Annotated in this window: 18 protein-coding genes and 2 pseudogenes; 11 read left to right on the forward strand and 9 right to left on the reverse strand. The window is 46.7% G+C overall.

Translation table 11 applies throughout. The annotated features are described in order from the left end of the window. Position 1: 1 nt before the first annotated feature. From mnmA to AC5YBZ_RS06900, 3 genes and pseudogenes are all read right to left on the reverse strand, one after another. On the reverse strand, positions 2 to 1,117 hold the full coding sequence (mnmA, locus tag AC5YBZ_RS06890; protein ID WP_494519456.1) for a tRNA 2-thiouridine(34) synthase MnmA: 1,116 nt from the start codon (positions 1,115 to 1,117) through the stop codon (positions 2 to 4). Positions 1,118 to 1,296: 179 nt separating this feature from the next. Continuing rightward, positions 1,297 to 1,747, reverse strand: a pseudogene (locus AC5YBZ_RS06895) (NUDIX hydrolase). A gap of 28 nt (positions 1,748 to 1,775) precedes the next feature. Further along, positions 1,776 to 2,390: an rRNA large subunit pseudouridine synthase E gene (locus tag AC5YBZ_RS06900; protein ID WP_494521637.1), complete on the reverse strand. Its 615-nt coding sequence runs from the start codon at positions 2,388 to 2,390 to the stop codon at positions 1,776 to 1,778. A gap of 430 nt (positions 2,391 to 2,820) precedes the next feature. Between AC5YBZ_RS06900 and AC5YBZ_RS06905 the strand changes: the two genes are divergently transcribed. Further along, positions 2,821 to 5,040: an NADP-dependent isocitrate dehydrogenase gene (locus AC5YBZ_RS06905; RefSeq protein WP_494519454.1), complete on the forward strand. Its 2,220-nt coding sequence runs from the start codon at positions 2,821 to 2,823 to the stop codon at positions 5,038 to 5,040. A gap of 110 nt (positions 5,041 to 5,150) precedes the next feature. Here the strand turns inward: AC5YBZ_RS06905 and cspD are convergent, their stop codons facing one another. Continuing rightward, positions 5,151 to 5,357, reverse strand: a complete 207-nt coding sequence (gene cspD, locus AC5YBZ_RS06910; protein WP_028764803.1) for a cold shock domain-containing protein CspD — start codon at positions 5,355 to 5,357, stop codon at positions 5,151 to 5,153. A 244-nt stretch (positions 5,358 to 5,601) separates the two neighbouring features. Between cspD and clpS the strand changes: the two genes are divergently transcribed. Continuing rightward, positions 5,602 to 5,910 carry an ATP-dependent Clp protease adapter ClpS gene (gene clpS, locus AC5YBZ_RS06915; protein WP_494519453.1) on the forward strand — a complete coding sequence of 103 codons (309 nt, stop codon included), beginning with the start codon at positions 5,602 to 5,604 and terminating at the stop codon, positions 5,908 to 5,910. 34 nt (positions 5,911 to 5,944) lie between these two features. After that, on the forward strand, positions 5,945 to 8,200 hold the full coding sequence (clpA, locus tag AC5YBZ_RS06920; protein ID WP_494519452.1) for an ATP-dependent Clp protease ATP-binding subunit ClpA: 2,256 nt from the start codon (positions 5,945 to 5,947) through the stop codon (positions 8,198 to 8,200). A gap of 184 nt (positions 8,201 to 8,384) precedes the next feature. On the opposite strand, the gene infA is transcribed toward clpA, so the two are convergent. The 3 genes from infA to aat all read right to left on the reverse strand — a co-directional run bounded on the left by infA (position 8,385) and on the right by aat (position 10,140). After that, positions 8,385 to 8,603, reverse strand: a complete 219-nt coding sequence (gene infA / locus AC5YBZ_RS06925) for a translation initiation factor IF-1 (RefSeq protein ID WP_005500725.1) — start codon at positions 8,601 to 8,603, stop codon at positions 8,385 to 8,387. A gap of 114 nt (positions 8,604 to 8,717) precedes the next feature. Next, positions 8,718 to 9,440: an arginyltransferase gene (locus AC5YBZ_RS06930; RefSeq protein WP_494519451.1), complete on the reverse strand. Its 723-nt coding sequence runs from the start codon at positions 9,438 to 9,440 to the stop codon at positions 8,718 to 8,720. Continuing rightward, positions 9,430 to 10,140, reverse strand: a complete 711-nt coding sequence (gene aat, locus AC5YBZ_RS06935; protein WP_494519450.1) for a leucyl/phenylalanyl-tRNA--protein transferase — start codon at positions 10,138 to 10,140, stop codon at positions 9,430 to 9,432. Before aat ends, AC5YBZ_RS06930 begins: the two co-directional genes overlap by 11 nt. A 52-nt stretch (positions 10,141 to 10,192) precedes the next feature. Between aat and AC5YBZ_RS06940 the strand changes: the two genes are divergently transcribed. Next, the gene (locus tag AC5YBZ_RS06940; RefSeq protein WP_494519449.1) at positions 10,193 to 10,684 is read left to right on the forward strand and encodes an outer membrane lipoprotein; all 492 of its coding nucleotides are present in this window, start codon (positions 10,193 to 10,195) and stop codon (positions 10,682 to 10,684) included. 83 nt (positions 10,685 to 10,767) lie between these two features. On the opposite strand, the gene AC5YBZ_RS06945 is transcribed toward AC5YBZ_RS06940, so the two are convergent. Then, positions 10,768 to 11,109, reverse strand: a complete 342-nt coding sequence (locus AC5YBZ_RS06945; protein WP_494519448.1) for a hypothetical protein — start codon at positions 11,107 to 11,109, stop codon at positions 10,768 to 10,770. A gap of 228 nt (positions 11,110 to 11,337) precedes the next feature. Here AC5YBZ_RS06945 and AC5YBZ_RS06950 point away from each other — a divergent pair, with 228 nt between their 5' ends. Continuing rightward, positions 11,338 to 12,090, forward strand: coding sequence for a Nif3-like dinuclear metal center hexameric protein (locus AC5YBZ_RS06950; RefSeq protein WP_475516504.1), 753 nt, complete (start codon positions 11,338 to 11,340; stop codon positions 12,088 to 12,090). A 128-nt stretch (positions 12,091 to 12,218) separates the two neighbouring features. Here the strand turns inward: AC5YBZ_RS06950 and metG are convergent, their stop codons facing one another. Continuing rightward, positions 12,219 to 14,240, reverse strand: a complete 2,022-nt coding sequence (gene metG / locus AC5YBZ_RS06955) for a methionine--tRNA ligase (protein ID WP_494519447.1) — start codon at positions 14,238 to 14,240, stop codon at positions 12,219 to 12,221. Between the two features lie 158 nt (positions 14,241 to 14,398). On the opposite strand from metG, the pseudogene apbC reads away from it, so the two are divergent. From apbC to tmk, 6 genes and pseudogenes are all read left to right on the forward strand, one after another. Then, a pseudogene (apbC, locus tag AC5YBZ_RS06960) lies at positions 14,399 to 15,513 on the forward strand (iron-sulfur cluster carrier protein ApbC). An 11-nt stretch (positions 15,514 to 15,524) separates the two neighbouring features. Further along, positions 15,525 to 16,160, forward strand: coding sequence for a uridine kinase (gene udk / locus AC5YBZ_RS06965; protein ID WP_494519445.1), 636 nt, complete (start codon positions 15,525 to 15,527; stop codon positions 16,158 to 16,160). A 27-nt stretch (positions 16,161 to 16,187) separates the two neighbouring features. Continuing rightward, complete coding sequence (dcd, locus tag AC5YBZ_RS06970) at positions 16,188 to 16,772, forward strand: dCTP deaminase (protein WP_475516507.1); 585 nt, start codon at positions 16,188 to 16,190, stop codon at positions 16,770 to 16,772. After that, positions 16,772 to 17,605 carry an aminodeoxychorismate lyase gene (gene pabC / locus AC5YBZ_RS06975; RefSeq protein WP_494519444.1) on the forward strand — a complete coding sequence of 278 codons (834 nt, stop codon included), beginning with the start codon at positions 16,772 to 16,774 and terminating at the stop codon, positions 17,603 to 17,605. The genes dcd and pabC overlap by 1 nt, the downstream gene beginning before the upstream one ends. Then, complete coding sequence (gene mltG / locus AC5YBZ_RS06980) at positions 17,602 to 18,609, forward strand: endolytic transglycosylase MltG (protein WP_494543601.1); 1,008 nt, start codon at positions 17,602 to 17,604, stop codon at positions 18,607 to 18,609. The genes pabC and mltG overlap by 4 nt, the downstream gene beginning before the upstream one ends. Next, the gene (gene tmk / locus AC5YBZ_RS06985) at positions 18,606 to 19,235 is read left to right on the forward strand and encodes a dTMP kinase (protein ID WP_494519442.1); all 630 of its coding nucleotides are present in this window, start codon (positions 18,606 to 18,608) and stop codon (positions 19,233 to 19,235) included. The genes mltG and tmk overlap by 4 nt, the downstream gene beginning before the upstream one ends. Positions 19,236 to 19,237: the final 2 nt, after the last annotated feature.

The raw sequence follows: 19,237 nt of genomic DNA on the forward strand, positions 1-19,237 counted from the left end.
TTTACTCTCTTATTAACGAATCTATGATACCGCCGCCGAGGCAGACTTCACCGTCATAAAATACGGCCGACTGACCTGGGGTAACTGCAGCAACGGGTTCATCAAAAATCACTTTAATGCGATCTTCACCTTCATAGGTGAGGGTGCAAGCGACGTCGTGCTGACGATAGCGGGTTTTGACGGTGATCTTGGCACCATCTTGTGGGCCTTTTCTATCAACCCAATGCAGCTGATCGGCATAGAAGCCAACCGACATCAATCTTGGGTGTTGACCGCCTTGACCGACAATTAACACATTACGCTCGAGATCTTTATCAACCACATACCAAGGGTCGTCGCCACTGTTTTTCATGCCGCCAATGCCCAAGCCTTTACGCTGGCCTAAGGTGTGGTACATCAAGCCTTGGTGCTCGCCAATCACTTCACCTTCAGCGGTCTCGATTTTACCGGGCTGTGCCGGTAGGAAGGTTTGCAAGAAGTCGGTAAATTTGCGCTCGCCAATAAAGCAGATGCCAGTGCTGTCTTTTTTATCATGGGTGATAAGCCCCATCTCTTTAGCGATGTCGCGTACTTCACTTTTTTGCAGCTCACCGACTGGGAACAGCGAGCGAGCAATTTGCTCATGGCTTAAGGTGTAGAGGAAGTAGCTTTGATCTTTATTGCTGTCGACACCACGTAGCATTTGGCTTTGGCCAGAGGCATCGCTGCGGCGCACATAGTGCCCCATGGCGATATAGTCGGCGTCTAAAATTTCATCGGCGAATTCTAAAAACGCTTTGAATTTAATCTCTTTATTGCACATGATATCTGGGTTTGGAGTACGGCCAGCTTTATATTCGGCTAAAAAATACTCAAAAACATTGTCCCAATATTCGGCTGCAAAGTTAACGGTATGCAGGGTGATACCCAGCTTATCGCATACAGCTTGTGCATCTTTTAGGTCATCGGCGGCGGCGCAATACTCGTCGGTATCGTCCTCTTCCCAGTTTTTCATAAACAGGCCTTCAACTTGATAGCCCTGTTTAAGCAGCAAATAAGCTGAAACAGATGAATCAACACCACCAGACATGCCGACGATGACTTTTTTTGCGTTTGGATTGGGTTCGATTAGTGCCATAGATCCTAAAAACCGTTTAAAAATTGTGTTGCTACGGCGCCACAGTTAATGCAGCTCTGCTGCCGAGTGTCGTTGCGCTCAACTGCATCTTGATAAATAACAGATCAGGAGCCACCAACGCACGCTTAACGCCGTATATGCGGGGGCATATTCTATCACGCATTATGCGTGGTAGCTAACTAGAGAAACTGACAATTAACCACGTCAGTCGAAAATTGTTTTCCCTGTAGCTGATCTTCAATACATTGGAGCACTAATGGGCTGCGCAGCTGGTGATTAAGGGCTTGGATCTCTGCGAGGCTCAGCCATAAGGCGCGGTTGATGGCGCTATCTTGTGGATGCGGCGTACGTTGGCTATCGAGTTGGCAGAAATAGGTAAAACGCAGGAAGGCGAGTTCAGGATTTGCCTGCAATTGATAAACCCCAATTAAAGATTGCGGGGGTAATATTGAGCCCGGTTTCCTCTTGTACCTCTCGTTGGCAAGCTTCGAGCAGGCTTTCATGAGCTTCAAGGTGGCCAGCCGGTTGGTTGTATCGCAGCTGGCCATCGATAGACTCTTCGACCATCAAATACTTATCCTTGCACTTTATGATGCAGGCAACGGTGACATTAGGTTTATAGCGATGCATTGCAGTCCTTTAGTGGCTATCAACAGACTTAGGTTTGTGGCAGTATTTTATATTCACCGTTAGCAATCCCATCTAGGCTCCATTGGCCTATTTTATAACGAATTAATCTGAGTGTCGGGAAGCCTACATGGGCAGTCATGCGCCTGACTTGCCGATTACGCCCCTCGCAGATCTCAATACTGAGCCAAGTCGTCGGGATGTTTTGCCGCTCTCTAATGGGGGGATGCCGAGGCCAGACATCTGGCGCAGTCATAACTTCAACCTTAGCGGGTAGGGTAAAGCCATCTTTTAATTCCACCCCTTGACGCAGTGCTTGTAATGCCTCAGCGGTAGGGGCACCTTCTACTTGCACCCAATAGGTTTTGTAAGTTTGCTTTTTAGGCTCGGTGATGCTCGCCTGCAGTTTGCCGTCATTAGTCAGTAACAATAGCCCTTCACTGTCTCTATCTAATCGACCTGCGGCGTAGACCTCTTTTATGGGAATAAAATCTTTGAGGGTTTGGCGGCCTTGCTCATCTGTAAACTGGCACAATACGTCGAAAGGCTTATTAAACAGCACGATAACTGGGTTTTCTGCCCGCGGCTTACTGGGCTTTTTGGCTCTTTTAAATTGAGAGATAGCCGCTGATTTATCCGCTGCCATCTTGGTTTTTGATGGCGCTGATTGGCCGCGACGTGAATAAGGTTTGGCTTTTACTGGCTTTGATGAACTCACAAGGAAAACTTCTGGCGTAGTGTATTCGATTCGTGACATTGTACTGTGCATTCGCCATTAGTGGAATTTGAATATTGCGGTGAATGATTTATGATGTCGGCCATTAAAATGTGATCGATAGCAAAACGTAGGTGGTTTTTGAGAGATAGGCTCTAGTGATGTTGCATTGATTTGGCTTGCCTTGAAAGCCCATGCTCCATAGGGGTTTAAGTGGTTAAGTAGATTGACTCCTCCACCTAGATTATCTGCGCATTCTTGATGAGTTTGATGCTCGTCATATGATAAAAAGATAGAAAATAGTAATAGAACAGTTACTTGATTCATTAATGCTTTATTTTACCCAAACGTAGGACATAACATGAACGACAATCCAACGATTATCTATACCGAGACCGATGAAGCCCCGGCGTTAGCCACCTTATCTCTACTACCTATTATTAAAAACTTTACCGCTGCGGCGGGTGTCGGTGTTGAAACCCGTGATATTTCATTATCTGGCCGTATCATTGCTAACTTCTCTGATTATTTGACGCCTGAGCAACAGATAGCCGATGCGTTAGCCGAGCTGGGTGAATTAGCCACTAAGCCTGAAGCCAATATCATTAAATTGCCTAACATCAGTGCCTCGATCCCGCAGTTAAAAGCCTGTATCAAAGAGCTACAAGATAAAGGCTACGCTTTACCTAATTACCCTGATGAACCTAAAAACGACACCGAAGTCGACATCAAAACCCGCTACGACAAAATTAAGGGCAGTGCCGTAAACCCTGTGCTACGTGAAGGCAACTCAGATCGCCGCGCACCCACATCGGTCAAAAATTATGCCAAGAAAAATCCTCATTCAATGGGCGCATGGAGCCGTGACTCTAAGTCACACGTTGCCCATATGGAGGGGGGCGATTTTTATGGTACAGAGCAGTCGGTGACCCTTGAAGCTGCTACTTCTGTGGATATCGTGTTTGAAGGTGCCGATGGCTCGCACAAGGTTCTTAAGTCAGGTTTAGCCTTGCAGGCTGGTGAAGTGGTTGATGCGTCAACCATGAACAAGAAAGCATTGGTCACTTATCTTGAACGTGAAATTGAGGCGGCAAAAGAAGAAGACGTACTTCTATCATTGCACCTCAAAGCCACCATGATGAAAGTGTCTGATCCAATTTTATTCGGTCATGCAGTCAAGGTTTACTACAAAGAGCTGTTTGCTAAATACGGTGAGCTGTTTGAAGAGATTGGGGTTGATGTGAATAACGGTTTTGGTGATGTGTATGCCAAAATCGCGACACTCCCAGCTGAAAAACAAGCTGAAATAGAGGCAGATATCGCCGCAATTTATGCCCAGCGTCCAGCATTGGCTATGGTTGATTCTGATCGTGGTATTACTAACTTACATGTGCCAAGTGATGTGATTATCGATGCATCTATGCCTGCTGCTATTCGTTCATCTGGTCAAATGTGGGGCCCCGATGGCAAGCTTAAAGATACCAAGGCGCTGATCCCAGATCGTTGTTACGCTGGCGTGTATCAAGAGACCATTCAATTTTGTAAAGAACATGGCGCATTCGATCCTACCACTATGGGCAGTGTCCCGAATGTTGGCTTGATGGCTCAAAAAGCTGAAGAGTATGGTAGCCACGATAAAACTTTCGAAATCCAAGCCGATGGTGTGGTTAAGGTGATTGATACCGACGGTCATGTATTACTGGCGCATACAGTTGAAGCCGGTGATGTGTGGAGAATGTGTCAGGTTAAAGATGCGCCTATTCGCGATTGGGTGAAACTGGCTGTTAACCGTGCCCGTTTATCAGCGACTCCTGCGGTATTTTGGTTGGACGCTGAGCGTGCCCATGATGCGCAGCTTATTGCTAAGGTGAACAAATATCTTGCTGAACATGATACCGATGGGCTTGATATCCACATTATGTCGCCTATTGAAGCGACCCGTTTTTCACTCAAACGTATTAAAGCTGGCCTAGATACCATCTCGGTGACGGGTAACGTACTGCGTGATTACCTCACCGATCTGTTCCCCATTTTAGAACTTGGCACCAGCGCTAAGATGTTATCTATCGTACCGCTTATGAGCGGCGGTGGACTGTTTGAGACGGGCGCGGGCGGTAGTGCGCCTAAGCATGTGCAACAGGTCGAAAAAGAGGGTCATCTGCGCTGGGACTCATTAGGCGAGTTTTTGGCATTAGCAGCATCATTAGAGCACCTAAGCCAGAACTACAATAACCCTAAGGCGCAAGTGTTAGCCGATGCACTCGATATTGCTATCGGTCAATTCTTAGATGAAAATCGCTCGCCTTCACGCCGTGTTGGTGAGTTAGATAACCGTGGCAGCCATTTCTATCTTGCGCTGTATTGGGCTAAGGCGTTAGCAACTCAAGATAACGATGCTGAAATTAAGGCTTACTTTACTCCATTGGCTCAAGCATTAAGCGACAACGAAGCTAAAATTGTTGCCGAGTTAAATGCGGCTCAAGGCGCGCCAGTGGATTTAGGCGGCTATTACCGCTTAGATGCTGCCAAGGCTGAAGCCGCCATGCGCCCAAGTGCGACTTTAAATAGTTTATTAAGCTAAGACGGTCACAGTGGTGATCGAAGGGAAGCCTGTAGGCTTCCCTTTTTGTCGCCCAAATTGGCCAATAAAAAAGGCAGGATATTCCTGCCTTTTTTGTTTTTATCAACCGCTTATTTAGTCGGTGATATCGCCGATGCGTGCATCCCTTTTGGCCCTTGTTCTACCTCGAATTGGACTGGTTGGCCTGCTTTTAGAGTTCGATAGCCTTCCATTTCGATGGTAGAATAGTGTGCGAAAACGTCTTCACCACCAGCTTCAGGGCAGATAAACCCGAATCCTTTGGCGTTGTTGAACCATTTAACAGTTCCGTTTGCCATACTTCCACTTCCTTCTGTTGTTTACTGACCAGTTAGATAGTAAAACTAATGATGCGGGGAGAATTCACCGCTCAATGAACAGAATGTAACCAGTAAAAGCGGATGTCAAGGTTAAATTAACAATAAAGTAACAATTTGGCAAAAACTGCGAACGACTGGGCTATTGGTCGGATGACTGTTATGGTGATTGAAAGTAAAATATCAACATTTGGTAGAAGCCAAAACTAGAGGCTAATATTTAAAGATGGGTAAAGCAGGAAATATCGAACACATTGAAGAGCGTGTCGAAGCAGAGATTGCACCGCCTTCAATGTATAAAGTGATTTTAAATAATGATGATTACACCCCAATGGATTTTGTGATTGAGGTATTACAGCTCTTTTTTAAAAAGAACGAACAAGAAGCCACAGATATCATGTTAGCGATACATCACCAAGGTAAGGGAATATGTGGCATTTTTCCGTTTGGTATTGCAGAAACTAAGGTTGCACAAGTAAATCAGTTTGCAAGACAAAACCAACATCCGTTACTGTGTTCATTAGAGAAAGCCTGAATCTCGAAGTGTGTGATTAATTTAGGGGGTGCTTATGCTAAATAAAGATCTTGAGGTGACACTGAACCTGGCTTTTCAACAAGCCAGAGACGCACGTCACGAATATATGACCGTAGAGCATCTGCTACTGGCTTTAATCGATAATCCGGCTGCACAAGAGGCTTTACTGGCCTGTGGCGCCAACCTCGATAAACTCAGAGAAGAAGTGTCTAGCTTCATCGAACAAACCACGCCGGTCATCTCCGATCCTGCTGATGAGCGAGAAACTCAACCTACGCTTGGTTTTCAGCGCGTACTGCAGCGTGCGGTGTTTCATGTGCAATCATCTGGTCGCAATGAAGTTACTGGTGCCAATGTGCTGGTGGCCATCTTTAGTGAGCAAGAGTCACAAGCCGTTTATCTGCTGCGCAACAGCGAAGTTACCCGCTTAGATGTGGTTAATTACATCTCTCATGGGGTCGGTAGAGATGATATGGACAGCGCACAAGAGCCTGAGCAGGCAGCAGAACATGCAGAAGCAGAAGAGCGCAGTAAGTTAGCGCAATTTACCACCAATCTTAACGAAGAAGCTCGCAAAGGTAATATCGATCCCCTGATTGGGCGTACCGAAGAGATAGAGCGCTCGATTCAGATTCTATGTCGTCGCCGTAAAAATAACCCGTTATTGGTTGGCGAGGCGGGCGTTGGTAAAACGGCGATTGCTGAAGGGTTAGCTTACCGTATCGTCAATGAGCAGGTGCCAGAGGTGATGGCGAATGCGACGGTGTACTCGCTCGATTTAGGCGCGCTGCTGGCGGGCACAAAATATCGTGGTGATTTCGAAAAGCGATTCAAAGGATTGCTAAAAGAGCTGACGCAAGATGAACATGCGATTTTGTTTATCGATGAAATTCATACCATCATAGGTGCCGGCGCCGCGTCAGGCGGCGTGATGGATGCCTCTAACTTACTTAAACCTCTGCTCTCGAGCGGTAACTTACGTTGTATGGGATCAACCACGTTTCAAGAATATCAGAGTATTTTTGAGAAAGATCGCGCGCTGGCTAGACGTTTCCAAAAAGTGGATATTAATGAGCCTTCAGTGGCAGAAACCACTAAGATTTTGCAAGGGCTTAAGTCTAAATATGAAGAGCATCATGGGGTGCGCTATACTTTAGCGGCGCTGAGTGTGGCGGCGCGTTTGTCTGATAAGCACATTAACGACAGACACCTACCCGATAAAGCCATTGATGTGATCGATGAAGCGGGCGCCAGAATGGCGATGTTGCCTGCCAGCAAACGTAAAAAAACCATAGGTCAAAGTGAGATTGAGGCGATCATCGCTAAAATTGCACGTATCCCTGAGAAGTCCGTATCGGCCACAGACAAGGATATGCTCAAGAACCTTGAACGCAACCTGAAGATGGTGGTGTTTGGTCAAGACAAGGCCATTGAAGCCCTGAGTGCTGCTATCCGCCTGTCTCGAAGTGGTCTTAGTGGCGAAGGTAAACCTGTTGGTAGCTTCTTGTTTGCTGGCCCGACCGGGGTGGGTAAAACCGAGGTGACCAGTCAACTTGCGGCATGTTTAGGGCTTAACCTAGTGCGCTTTGATATGTCGGAATATATGGAAAGCCATACTGTATCGCGCCTCATCGGTGCGCCTCCAGGATACGTGGGCTATGATCAAGGCGGCTTGTTAACTGATGCTGTGATTAAAAACCCTCACTGCGTAGTTTTGCTTGATGAGATAGAAAAAGCGCATCCCGATGTCTATAACTTGCTGTTACAGGTGATGGATCACGGCACCCTAACCGATAACAATGGCCGCAAAGCCGATTTTAGGCATGTGACCTTGGTGATGACCACCAACGCCGGTGTGCAGGAGACGGTGCGTAAGTCCATCGGCTTTAAACAGCAAGATCATAGCCAAGATGCACTGTCAGAAATCAACCGTGTGTTCTCGCCTGAGTTTAGAAACCGCTTAGATGAGATCATCTGGTTTAATCACTTAGATATGACAGTTATCGCCAAAGTGGTCGATAAGTTCTTGGTTGAACTGCAAGCTCAGTTAGATGATAAAGCCGTCACACTGGAAGTAAGCGATGAAGCCAGGACCTTACTCGCCGAAAAAGGTTATGATAAATCGATGGGGGCACGCCCAATGGCACGTGTCGTTACAGAACTTATCAAGCGACCACTTGCCGATGAAATATTATTCGGCCAGCTAGAGAAGGGCGGTACTGCTCGGGTAGATGTCGATGGTGATAAGTTGACTATTGAGGTGGAACGACTGGAAAAAGTGACCCACTAAAATGGATTTATCACCCATTAAAAAAGGCTGCAATTGCAGCCTTTTTGCTATCTATCGTTCGGTAAAATATGCATAGATAATGCAGAGTCCACTGACTTTAGTTGTGTAAAAACTACAATATGAAACTAAATCTAGTAAACCAAAAAACCGGCTTTGCCGGCTTTTAATAACTCGTTAGCTAACTTTAGCGTGAACGGAAGACGATGCGCCCTTTGCTCAAATCATAAGGGGTCAGCTGAACTGTGACCTTGTCACCCGTAAGAATACGAATGTAGTTTTTACGCATTTTGCCTGAGATATGGGCCGTTACTACGTGACCATTCTCTAGCTCTACTCGAAACATTGTATTTGGCAAGGTTTCAAGAATAGTGCCCTGCATTTCAATGTTGTCTTCTTTCGCCATTAATCAGTTATCCTGTTAGCCTTCAAATATTAAAAACGGGCGTATCATGCCGCAAAATCGCTCTGCTGTAAAGAGGTGCTTCGTTATCCTAGTAAATAACAAAGGGCCACTATTTTATGGTTCCTTATGGCAAGTCTCACTTTGTTGCCAACCGCTTGGGGTCAATATTTCGTAGGGTCGGTAAGCTTTTTTATAATTCATCTTACGTGATTCATCTATTTGATAACCTAAATAGACAAACTCTTTATTCATTAACTTCGCCAGGCGGCATTGAATTAAGATCATTAGGGCCCCCATTGAACGTTTATCTTCATCGGGGGAGAAAAAACTGTAAATTGCCGATAGGCTGTTGGGCAGGGCATCGGTGACCGCAACGCCGATCAGCTTGCGTTCATGGCGCAGCTCAATCAATAATGGCTGATGCCAAGCGCAATGAATAAAGTGATGATATTGCTCCCTCGAAGGCGGGTACATGGGGCCGTCGCTGTGGCGCTGCGCTATGTAATCGTGATATAGCTGGTAGTGTTCGTCAGTGGTAGTGGTGACGATTGACCAACTGAGATCGCGGTTATTTTTAAGGGTGCGTTTTTGCCGTCTCGATAGGGAAAACAATTTAACTGGAACGCGAATTGGCATGCAGGCTGAGCAATGTGGGCAGTGGGGTTTATACAAAGTATCGCCACTGCGGCGAAATCCCAGTCCAAGCAGTTGCTCAAATAGGTCGATATTAAAGCGATCTTCTTGCAGCACCATTAATTGCTCTTGCCGCTCAGGTAAATAACTGCAGGCAAATGTATTGGTCAGCCCCACTTGAATCGTATCGGATTTAGAGGTCAAGGTGCACCTGTCTCGGTTGCCAAGTAAGTGGGTCGACTTCGGCATCCCGAAAGCGTGTTAATAAGTTGATAAAATCACTGCGTTTGAGAGCTTTAGCACCAAGTGACATCAAGTGAGGGTTGACAACTTGGGCGTCGATGAGCTTAAACTGGTGGGCTAAAAGGTGTTGATGTAACATCATCATACCCGCCTTGGAAGCATTGCTTTGCAGATGAAACATCGACTCGCCACAAAAGACTTGGCCGATAGCCAAGCCATACAAGCCGCCGATCAAGCTGCCCTGATCCCAGACCTCAATTGAATGAGCTTTACCTTGAGTATGTAAGCGAGTATAGGCCTGCTCTATGTCTGCAGTGATCCAGGTGCCTTCGTTTTCCATTCGGGTTTGAGCGCAATAATGGATCACTTGCTTAAACGCGAGGTTGACGCTGAACTGCCAGTCACGCTTTTTGATATCACGAATTAAGCGTCGGCTGACTTTCATGCTGCCGGGGACAAATACTGCGCGAGGATCGGGTGACCACCATAAAATAGGATCATTTTCGTTAAACCAAGGAAAAATCCCCTCATAATAGGCATTGAGTAATCGCTGCGGCTGCAGGTCGCCCCCAATGGCCAATAGTCCATTGGGGTCAGTCAATGCGTGCTCTGGCGAGGGGAACTTGACGAGTTCATGATTTAAATAGGACAGTGAGTTCACAATTGAGTAAAATTAAGTAAGCGTCTCTCTATAAGTTAGCGGAAAAACAGTTATGTTGAAACCTCAGTTGAGCTTCTTTCGTATAGTTTGTTTAGCATTGTTCAGCTTGTCTCCTGTTGTGCTATCGCCTTGCGCTAATGCGGGCTATGAGCGCAATAAAGCGGTGCCAGTAGAGAAAGTGGTTTATGGCCATGTCTATTCGGTACGTAACATTACCCAAACCCAGTTAATCAGCGATCGTAATCAAGGATGGAAGACCTTTGGCGGAGCCTTATTAGGCGGGGTGATTGGGCATCAGTTTGGTGGTGGCTCGGGGCAAGATGTTGCCACTGTGCTTGGAGCGTTAATTGGTGCCAGAGCCGGTAATCGTTATCAGCGCGATGATTACCAACAGCTCAAATTGGTTGAGCTGATGATCACCTTCGAAGATGGCGAGCAGGTGATGGTGTTGCAAGATTTTGATCCCGGTATGGTGTTTAACGTCGATGATGAAGTGCGCGTTGTCTATTTACAGGGCGGCGTGAGAGTCGATATTGCCCAGTAGGGTGGTTAAAGCTTGGTAACAAAAAAGGAGCTCAAGGCTCCTTTTTTGTGTTTATGGTCGCGAGTTGGTGGTCGCGAGAAAAACTAAAACCCGCGTGGTAATTGGCCTTTACCGGCTAACTTAGCACGCCATAACGCTTTAGGGGTCATACCATTGGCTGAACTGTCTGACGCTGCGTTTGCTGTTTTAGCTGGCGCTGTCTTTTTGGCAACGGTTTTGGTTTTTTCTTTTTTTACAGCAGCTTGCACCGGAGTGTTGTCGCCTTGCTCTGCTAGCATTGCTTCAAGCTCGCTAAAACGAAGAGATTTTCCGCCATCGATCTTATACCAGCTTCCTTTTTGCTCAATAGAAACCGCATGACCTTGCGTTTTGCTTAGCGCAGATTCCAGCGCGCTAATCACCTCTTCTTTAGTCAACTTTGACATAGTCTTAACCTATTTTTTAATGTGTAATTGAAGGTTTGCGGTAATTTTATCGTTTAAACGGTTAAAAAGTCCAATTTTCACCAAGATTCGACCGATTTCTATGAACTGCGGCGCAGATATGGCTAAACTAAGCGCAATAATGGCAGGCGAAATCTGTTAAGTAGAATGTCCAAATAGTGGGTTCACCAGACTTTGGCTATCCATATATTCAATTGATAAGGAGTTTTAATGACGCGCTTAGAACTGACGCGATACCTTAATGAGTTTTTGCAGGTATCCAATTATAAAGATTATGCGCCAAATGGCTTACAGGTAGAAGGTAAGGCGCAGATCAATACCATAGTGACTGGCGTGACGGCGTGCCAAGCCTTGATCGATCGCGCCATAGAACTTAATGCGGATGCCATATTGGTTCACCACGGCTTTTTCTGGAAAGGCGAGAGCGAGGTGATAACGGGCATGAAATATCGACGCATTAAGGCATTGATAAAAAATGACATCAATTTATACGGATATCACTTACCACTTGATGGCCATCCGATGCTGGGGAATAACGCCGAGTTGGGCAGGGCATTGGGCATTGTCGATGCAGAGTCGATTGAGGGCGTTGCCCAAGGTTTAGTCTGGCAGGGGCGTTTGGATAATCCGATGTCGGTTAATGACTTTTCTACCTTGCTTGGCGGTGTATTACAGCGTCAGCCATTACATCTGGGGGATAAGGATAAACCCATTCATCATGTAGCGTGGTGCAGTGGTGGTGCTCAGGATTATATCGATATTGCTGCAGAGCAGGGAATGGATGCCTTTATTAGCGGCGAAGTGTCTGAGCGTACGTATCATAGCGCGCAAGAACTTGGGATCCACTATTTTGCCGCGGGCCATCATGCCACTGAACGTTTTGGTATTAAAGCCTTGGGCGAGCATTTGGCCAGTGAGTTTGAGCTAACTCATCATTTTGTGGATATCACCAATCCAGTGTAGTTTTACTCGTGCTGCAAATTATCGCGGTTGCAAGTTAGCCTTGTTGCAAGAGTTTGAGTCACAAAAAAGGCCGCTAAGCGGCCTTTTTATTATGTGTTTATGAGTGTAGCTAGGTTAGCACAGTGGATTTACTTCACTCGCATGCCAGGTTGTGCGCCTTCGTGAGGCTCTAAGATCCATAAATCTTTTTTACCTGGACCTGCCGCTAGCACCATGCCTTCAGACATGCCAAAGCGCATCTTACGCGGTGCTAAGTTAGCCACCATTACGGTCAGTTTACCTTCAAGATCTTCGGGGGCATAAGCTGATTTAATGCCAGCGAACACTTGCTTGGTTTCGCCGCCCAGATCAAGTTGCAGTTTGAGTAATTTGTTGGCTTCAGGAACATGTTCCGCTTTTGCGATACGGGCAATACGCAAATCAAGCTTAGCAAAATCGTCGAAGCTTATCTCTTCGCTAATCGGGTCAAGCTCTAGCTGACTCTTAGGCGCTTCAGTCACCTGCAAATTTTCGGTCGATGCTTCGATGATCGCTTCGATATCTTTCATCTCAACACGTTGCATTAGCGCCTTAAACGGAGCAATTTCATGCCCAGAGAGGTCACGGCCTAGGTCATCCCATGTCAGCGTGAGCTGCAAGAAGCCTTCAACATCCTTTGCCAGTTGCGGTAACACGGGTTTTAGATAAGTCACTAGGATGCGGAACAGGTTCAATGCATTGCTACAAACCTGATGCGCTTCTTGCTGTTTATCGTCTTGCTTGATCAATTGCCAAGGGGCTGCATCGGCGACATAGCCATTGGCGATGTCTGCCAGCGCCATGATTTCGCGCATCGCTTTGCCAAATTCACGGGTTTCGTAGAACTGGGCAATGGTTTCTTGCTTAGCCAAGAAGAGCTCAGTGAGTGATTGATCTTCCACTTGGGCTAATTTGCCGTCAAAACGTTTGCTAATGAAGCCTGCGGTGCGTGATGCTAAGTTGACTAATTTACCCACAAGATCAGAGTTCACCCGCTGGGCGAAATCTTCTAGGTTAAGGTCTAAATCATCAATCCGGCTGCTGAGCTTCGCGGCATAGTAATAACGTAGGTATTCAGGGTTCAAGTTGTCTAAATAGGTGCGCGCCTTAATAAAGGTGCCCTTTGATTTAGACATTTTGGCGCCATTGACTGTGACATAACCATGAGCATAGACGCTGTTAGGTTTACGGTAACCCGCACCTTCTAACATCGCTGGCCAAAATAGGCTGTGGAAGTAGACAATATCTTTACCGATAAAGTGATACACCTCTGCGGTAGAGTCTTTAGCCCAGAAATCATCAAAGTTAAGGTCGTCACGTTTGTCACACAGGTTTTTAAATGAACCCATATAGCCGATAGGCGCATCTAGCCACACGTAGAAAAACTTACCTGGCGCATCGGGGATCTCGAAACCAAAGTAGGGGGCATCACGGCTGATATCCCACTGTTGCAGACCTTGGTCGAACCATTCACCAAGCTTGTTGGCCATCTCTTGTTGTAGAGAACCGGATCGAGTCCACTCTTTTAACATCTCTTCAAATGCTGGCAGGTCAAAAAAGAAGTGCTCACTGTCTTTCATTACTGGGGTCGCACCCGATACCGCCGATTTAGGGTCGATTAAATCGGTCGGGCTATAAGTAGCACCACAGCTGTCGCAGTTATCACCGTATTGATCGACAGATTTACATTTAGGGCAAGTGCCTTTCACAAAACGGTCGGGTAGGAACATCGATTTTTCAGGATCGAAAAGCTGCGAAATAGTGCGCGACTTGATGTAACCCCCATCGCGCAGTTTAAGGTAAATATCGCTGGCTAATGCGCGGTTTTCATCGCTATGTGTGCTGTGAAAATTATCAAATGCGATATTAAAGTCGGCAAAATCTTGCTCATGCTCTTTTTGCACCTGAGCAATCATCTCTTCAGGAGCTAACCCTAATTGCTGCGCCTTCAACATAATCGGAGTGCCGTGGGCATCATCGGCACAAATATAGTGACATTCGTGACCACGCAGCTTTTGGAAGCGTGCCCAAATATCGGTTTGAATATATTCCAGCATGTGGCCTAAATGGATAGGTCCGTTAGCGTACGGAAGTGCGCTGGTCACGAGAATTTTACGTTGTGAAGTTGCCATCTTGTCTCAAAATCAGTAAGTGCCCAAAAGAATGGCATAGATACTAACCGATCATCACCTAAGTTTCACCAAAAGCTGCTTTAACTGAGCTAAATCTATCCGAATATTGTCAGATTTTCTGATACACTTAGCCAAATTAATTTTAGGGGGTAGTCGTTTTGTCTTCAGCTTCTCATCATTATCATCTTAGCGATGATCTTCTCGCGCCAGTATTGGCCATTTTAGATGCATATCAAGATCCCAATTTACAGCAAGGTTTAGTGACCGCAGGGTGTGTGACTAAACTTGACATCGAAGGTAAACGCCTATTGTTGGGCTTGTGTTACCCCTATCCGTGTCAGAGTCAGTATCGCGATACGGTCATATGGCCATTACCAATAAGTTAGCGGTACTCGATGCCATCGATGAAGTAGAATGTGAAATCGATTTCCAACCTGCAACGATTGCATCTGGTGCTGTAGCGCCATTGCCAAACGTTAAGCAAGTCATTGCCGTTGCCTCAGGTAAGGGCGGCGTGGGTAAATCAACTACGGCCGTTAACCTCGCATTGGCACTTGCTGCCGAAGGCGCCAAAGTCGGCATTCTCGATGCCGATATTTACGGCCCATCCATCCCCATTATGCTCGGTGTGCCCGATTTTAATCCGGTGTCACCCGATGGCAAGATGATGACGGCGGCGAGTGCCCATGGCATCGCAGCTCAATCAATAGGGTTTATGTTAGGCGGCGATGAAGCCGCAGTGTGGCGTGGCCCTATGGCTGCTGGCGCATTAGCCCAGCTGCTCAATGAAACCTTATGGCCTGAGCTTGATTATCTGGTGATTGATATGCCACCAGGCACCGGTGATATTCAATTGACCTTGTCGCAAAAAGTACCGGTAAGCGGTGCGGTTATCGTGACAACGCCACAAGATATTGCGCTTGCCGATGCGAAGAAAGGCGTCAGCATGTTCCAAAAAGTCAATATTCCAGTATTGGGTATTGTGGAAAACATGAGCTTCCATATGTGCAGCGAATGTGGCCATAAAGAGCATCCTTTTGGGCAAGATGGCGGCGCTAAAATGGCGCAGCGTTACAATGTGCCATTACTGGGCCAGTTACCGCTAAAACTCAATATTCGTGAAGATGTTGATAATGGTGTGCCGACCGTAGTGGCCGATAGTGAAGGACAAGTGGCGCAGCTGTACCTAGCGATTGCCCGTAAAGTCGGGGCACAACTTGCGTTAACCCAAACGCAGAGTGTTGTTTCAATTTCAATTTCAGATGATGAGTAAGGTTTAAAAGCATGAATTCGCAATGTGTCATTATTGGTATCGCTGGTGCGTCAGCGTCGGGTAAAAGCCTAATCGCTAAGACCATTTATGAAGAGCTATGCCGTGATTTAGGCACAGATCAAATAGGTGTGATAGCCGAAGATGCTTATTACAAAGACCAGAGCCATCTGTCGATGGAGCAGCGGGTATTAACTAATTATGATCACCCCAAGGCGCTCGATCACCCTTTATTGTGTGAACACCTTGAAGCGCTTAAAAATGGCCAAGCGGTTGATATTCCTAAATACAGTTATACCGAACACACGCGTATGGCTGAGACCATCACTATGACGCCCAAAAAGGTGATCATTCTTGAAGGCATATTACTGTTAACCGATCCCACATTGCGTGAAAAAATGGATGCCAGTGTGTTTATGGACACCCCGCTCGATATCTGCTTCATGCGCCGTTTAAGCCGTGATGTTGCAGAGCGCGGGCGTACGATGGAATCTGTGATGCAACAATACACTCAAACGGTAAGGCCGATGTTTTTGCAATTTATTGATCCGTCGAAGCAATACGCTGATATTATTGTGCCTCGAGGCGGTAAAAATCGTATCGCCACCGATATATTGAAAACCAGAATCCAACACCTGTTAGTAAAATAATAAGATTAATGTAGGAGTGACGTTGAGATGCGTTTAACGGATTTAGAGATTGAAGCTTGCTTAGATGATGGCTCGATTGTGATTGAACCGCGTCCCGATGCTGATGCCATTAGTGGTGTGAGCGTCGATGTTAAGCTTGGTGATCAGTTTCGCGTATTTCAAGATCATACCGCTCCTTTTATTGACCTTAGTGGCCCAAGTGCCGAAATGCAGGCGGCGCTCGATAGTGTGATGAGTGATAAAATTGTGATCCCAGAAGGAGGCGCATTTTTCCTTCACCCGGGAGAACTGGCATTAGCTATCACTCATGAAATCGTCACCTTGCCGTCTGATATTGTTGGTTGGTTGGATGGACGCTCTTCGTTAGCGCGATTGGGGTTAATGGTGCACGTGACAGCGCATCGTATCGATCCTGGTTGGCAAGGTAAGATAGTGCTTGAATTTTACAACAGTGGAAAACTACCTTTGGCATTGCGTCCAATGATGACTATTGGCGCGCTAAACTTTGAGCGGCTTAGCTCACCAGTGGCGCGTCCTTATAATAAGCGGGCCAGTGCTAAATACCGAGATCAGCAAGACACTGTCGCTAGCCGGATCAGTCAGGACCAATAATGTCTGCATTATTATGGGTCAATGGCGTTCGCCAAGATACCGTATCTGCTGTTGATAGAGGCCTCGCCTATGGTGATGGCCTTTTTGCTACGATGCGCTGTTCAAAAGGACGCGTGCTGTTTTTAGATGCGCACCTAGGCCGCGCAGTACAAACCAGTCAACGCCTTGGTATGCCTTGGCAAGCGTCTGCGCAACTTATTGGTTTATTAAGTTCAATTGCGATAGAGCAACAGCAAGAGTTAGGTACCGATTTTTGCATTAAACTTTTGCTCAGCCGCGGCGTGGGCGGACGAGGTTATCAGCTACCTGAACATGTGTCGGTCACAGAGGTGGTGTCGGTGCACCCGATGCCAGGTCACTATCGTCACTGGCAGACGAATGGCATAGCCTTACAGCTCAGCCCTATGCGCCTAGGCGGGCAAACTCGTTTAGCGGGAATGAAGCACCTTAATCGTTTAGAGCAAGTCTTGATTAAAGCCCAAGTGTTAGACAAGGGCTTTGATGATTGGTTGGTGCTCGACACTCAAGAGCAAGTGATTGAGTCTTCGATGGCGAATCTGTTTCTAATCAAAGATAAACAGGTAGTGACGCCAAGTATGCACCTAGCGGGCGTTGCCGGTGTGATGCGAGAACAGCTGATTTACTGGTTTATTGAGGCGGGGTTTAATGTTGCGATTAGACCTGTTATCCCGAGTGAATTAAGTCAGTTTGATCATGTGTTACTGTCCAATAGCCTGTTTGGTGTGGTTGGGGTCAATCGTATCGAACAGTGCCGCTTTGCCCCCAGTGCCTTGCCCCTTCAAATAAACCAAGCCCTCACATTATCATTATGAAAAAAATCATTAGTAGAGTGATGATTGCACTCTTTGCGTTACTCACCTTAGCATCGGTTGGCCTCTATTGGGGTTACCAGTCGTTGATGAGTTACAGTCAAACGCCGCTGACGCTGACATCCGCTCAAGAATTTGAGCTCAAGCGAGGCACGTCTTTTATTCAAATGGCACAAGTCTTAGAGCAGCGCGGCGTCATACAAGACAGTTGGAAGCTGAGAGTATTGGCCAAGGTTCGCCCTGATTTAACCCAGATCCGCGCAGGGTTATATGAGCTAGCGCCGCAGGATAACGTCATTAGCCTGCTGGAAAAATTAACCCAAGGGCGCGAAAAGGTCTTTAGTGTCACTCTAGTTGAAGGGCTCACCATAAAAGAGTGGCGCGCAATTTTGATGCAATTACCCAAAGTGCAATGGCAAGACGGAATATTTAATCGGGTGTTGATTGAGCATGGCGATATGTCGGGCCAACCCGAGGGGAAATTTTATCCCGATACCTACCACTATGTCGCTGGCGATGACATAAAGGAGATTATCGAACAAAGCTACCTTAAAATGCAGCAAGAGCTGCAACAGGCATGGCAAGGAAGAGACACTCGGATCCCGTTAACGTCGCCTTATGAGTTATTGATCTTAGCGTCGATTATTGAAAAAGAGACGGGTAAAGCCAGTGAGCGCACTTTAATATCGGCCGTCTTTACTAATCGACTGCGTAAAAATATGCGCTTGCAAACCGACCCTACCGTTATTTACGGCATGGGTGACAGGTTTAATGGCAATATTACTCGCAAAGACTTACGTGAACGAACGCCGTATAACACATACCGAATTAATGGCTTAACACCAACGCCTATCGCGGCGCCAAGTGGCGCATCGCTTTACGCCGCAGCTCATCCAGCCGATGTAGATTACCTCTACTTTGTGTCGAAAAACGATGGCAGCCATATCTTTTCTAAAACATTAGCCGAACATAATCGGGCTGTAGATAAATACCAGAGAAATCGATGAACAATACCCATGCAAAATTTATTGTTATTGAAGGATTAGAGGGAGCCGGTAAGTCGAGTGCTATCGCTTTAGTCAGAGACTTTATTGCGCAGCATACCGGAGCCATTCCAGTCTGTACTCGTGAGCCCGGCGGTACGCCGCTGGCTGAGCGTATTCGCGACCTCGTTAAAGTGGCGGACCCTAGTGATCCTTTATGCGATGAGGCTGAGTGTTTATTGATTTACGCCGCGAGGGCTCAGCTGATTGCCAATGTCATCAAGCCGGCTTTAGCTAATGGGCAGTGGGTATTAGGCGATAGGCATAATCTGTCCTCTTTAGCATACCAAGGAGGAGGGCGAGGATTAATGCCGTTAGTATCTTCGGTAAGTGAAGCCACTTTAAAGGGCTTTAAACCCGATTTGACTATTTATCTGGATATCGATCCTGTGCAGGGGTTACAACGAGCCGCAGACCGTGGCGCGTTGGATAGGATAGAACAACAAGCGGTGAGCTTTTTTGAGCGCGCCAGATATACCTATTTATCGCTCGCAGAGCAAGATGATGCCATTGTGATTGTCGATGCCAGTCAACCCATGGCAAAGGTCCATAGCGATATTGTGGCTGTACTGCAGCAGCAAGGTTGGTAATG

Source organism: Shewanella sp. 553 (genome assembly GCF_059338375.1).

What these genes read in the sequence shown, in the direction of transcription:
- metG (WP_494519447.1), bottom strand. Translation starts at nt 14,240, where the DNA reads ATGGCAACTTCACAACGTAAAATTCTCGTGACCAGCGCACTTCCGTAC.
- clpA (WP_494519452.1), top strand. Translation starts at nt 5,945, where the DNA reads ATGCTAAATAAAGATCTTGAGGTGACACTGAACCTGGCTTTTCAACAA.
- AC5YBZ_RS06950 (WP_475516504.1), top strand. Translation starts at nt 11,338, where the DNA reads ATGACGCGCTTAGAACTGACGCGATACCTTAATGAGTTTTTGCAGGTA.
- AC5YBZ_RS06945 (WP_494519448.1), bottom strand. Translation starts at nt 11,109, where the DNA reads ATGTCAAAGTTGACTAAAGAAGAGGTGATTAGCGCGCTGGAATCTGCG.
- AC5YBZ_RS06905 (WP_494519454.1), top strand. Translation starts at nt 2,821, where the DNA reads ATGAACGACAATCCAACGATTATCTATACCGAGACCGATGAAGCCCCG.
- infA (WP_005500725.1), bottom strand. Translation starts at nt 8,603, where the DNA reads ATGGCGAAAGAAGACAACATTGAAATGCAGGGCACTATTCTTGAAACC.
- pabC (WP_494519444.1), top strand. Translation starts at nt 16,772, where the DNA reads ATGTCTGCATTATTATGGGTCAATGGCGTTCGCCAAGATACCGTATCT.
- cspD (WP_028764803.1), bottom strand. Translation starts at nt 5,357, where the DNA reads ATGGCAAACGGAACTGTTAAATGGTTCAACAACGCCAAAGGATTCGGG.
- mltG (WP_494543601.1), top strand. Translation starts at nt 17,602, where the DNA reads ATGAAAAAAATCATTAGTAGAGTGATGATTGCACTCTTTGCGTTACTC.
- tmk (WP_494519442.1), top strand. Translation starts at nt 18,606, where the DNA reads ATGAACAATACCCATGCAAAATTTATTGTTATTGAAGGATTAGAGGGA.
- mnmA (WP_494519456.1), bottom strand. Translation starts at nt 1,117, where the DNA reads ATGGCACTAATCGAACCCAATCCAAACGCAAAAAAAGTCATCGTCGGC.
- udk (WP_494519445.1), top strand. Translation starts at nt 15,525, where the DNA reads ATGAATTCGCAATGTGTCATTATTGGTATCGCTGGTGCGTCAGCGTCG.
- dcd (WP_475516507.1), top strand. Translation starts at nt 16,188, where the DNA reads ATGCGTTTAACGGATTTAGAGATTGAAGCTTGCTTAGATGATGGCTCG.
- AC5YBZ_RS06940 (WP_494519449.1), top strand. Translation starts at nt 10,193, where the DNA reads ATGTTGAAACCTCAGTTGAGCTTCTTTCGTATAGTTTGTTTAGCATTG.
- clpS (WP_494519453.1), top strand. Translation starts at nt 5,602, where the DNA reads ATGGGTAAAGCAGGAAATATCGAACACATTGAAGAGCGTGTCGAAGCA.
- AC5YBZ_RS06900 (WP_494521637.1), bottom strand. Translation starts at nt 2,390, where the DNA reads ATGGCAGCGGATAAATCAGCGGCTATCTCTCAATTTAAAAGAGCCAAA.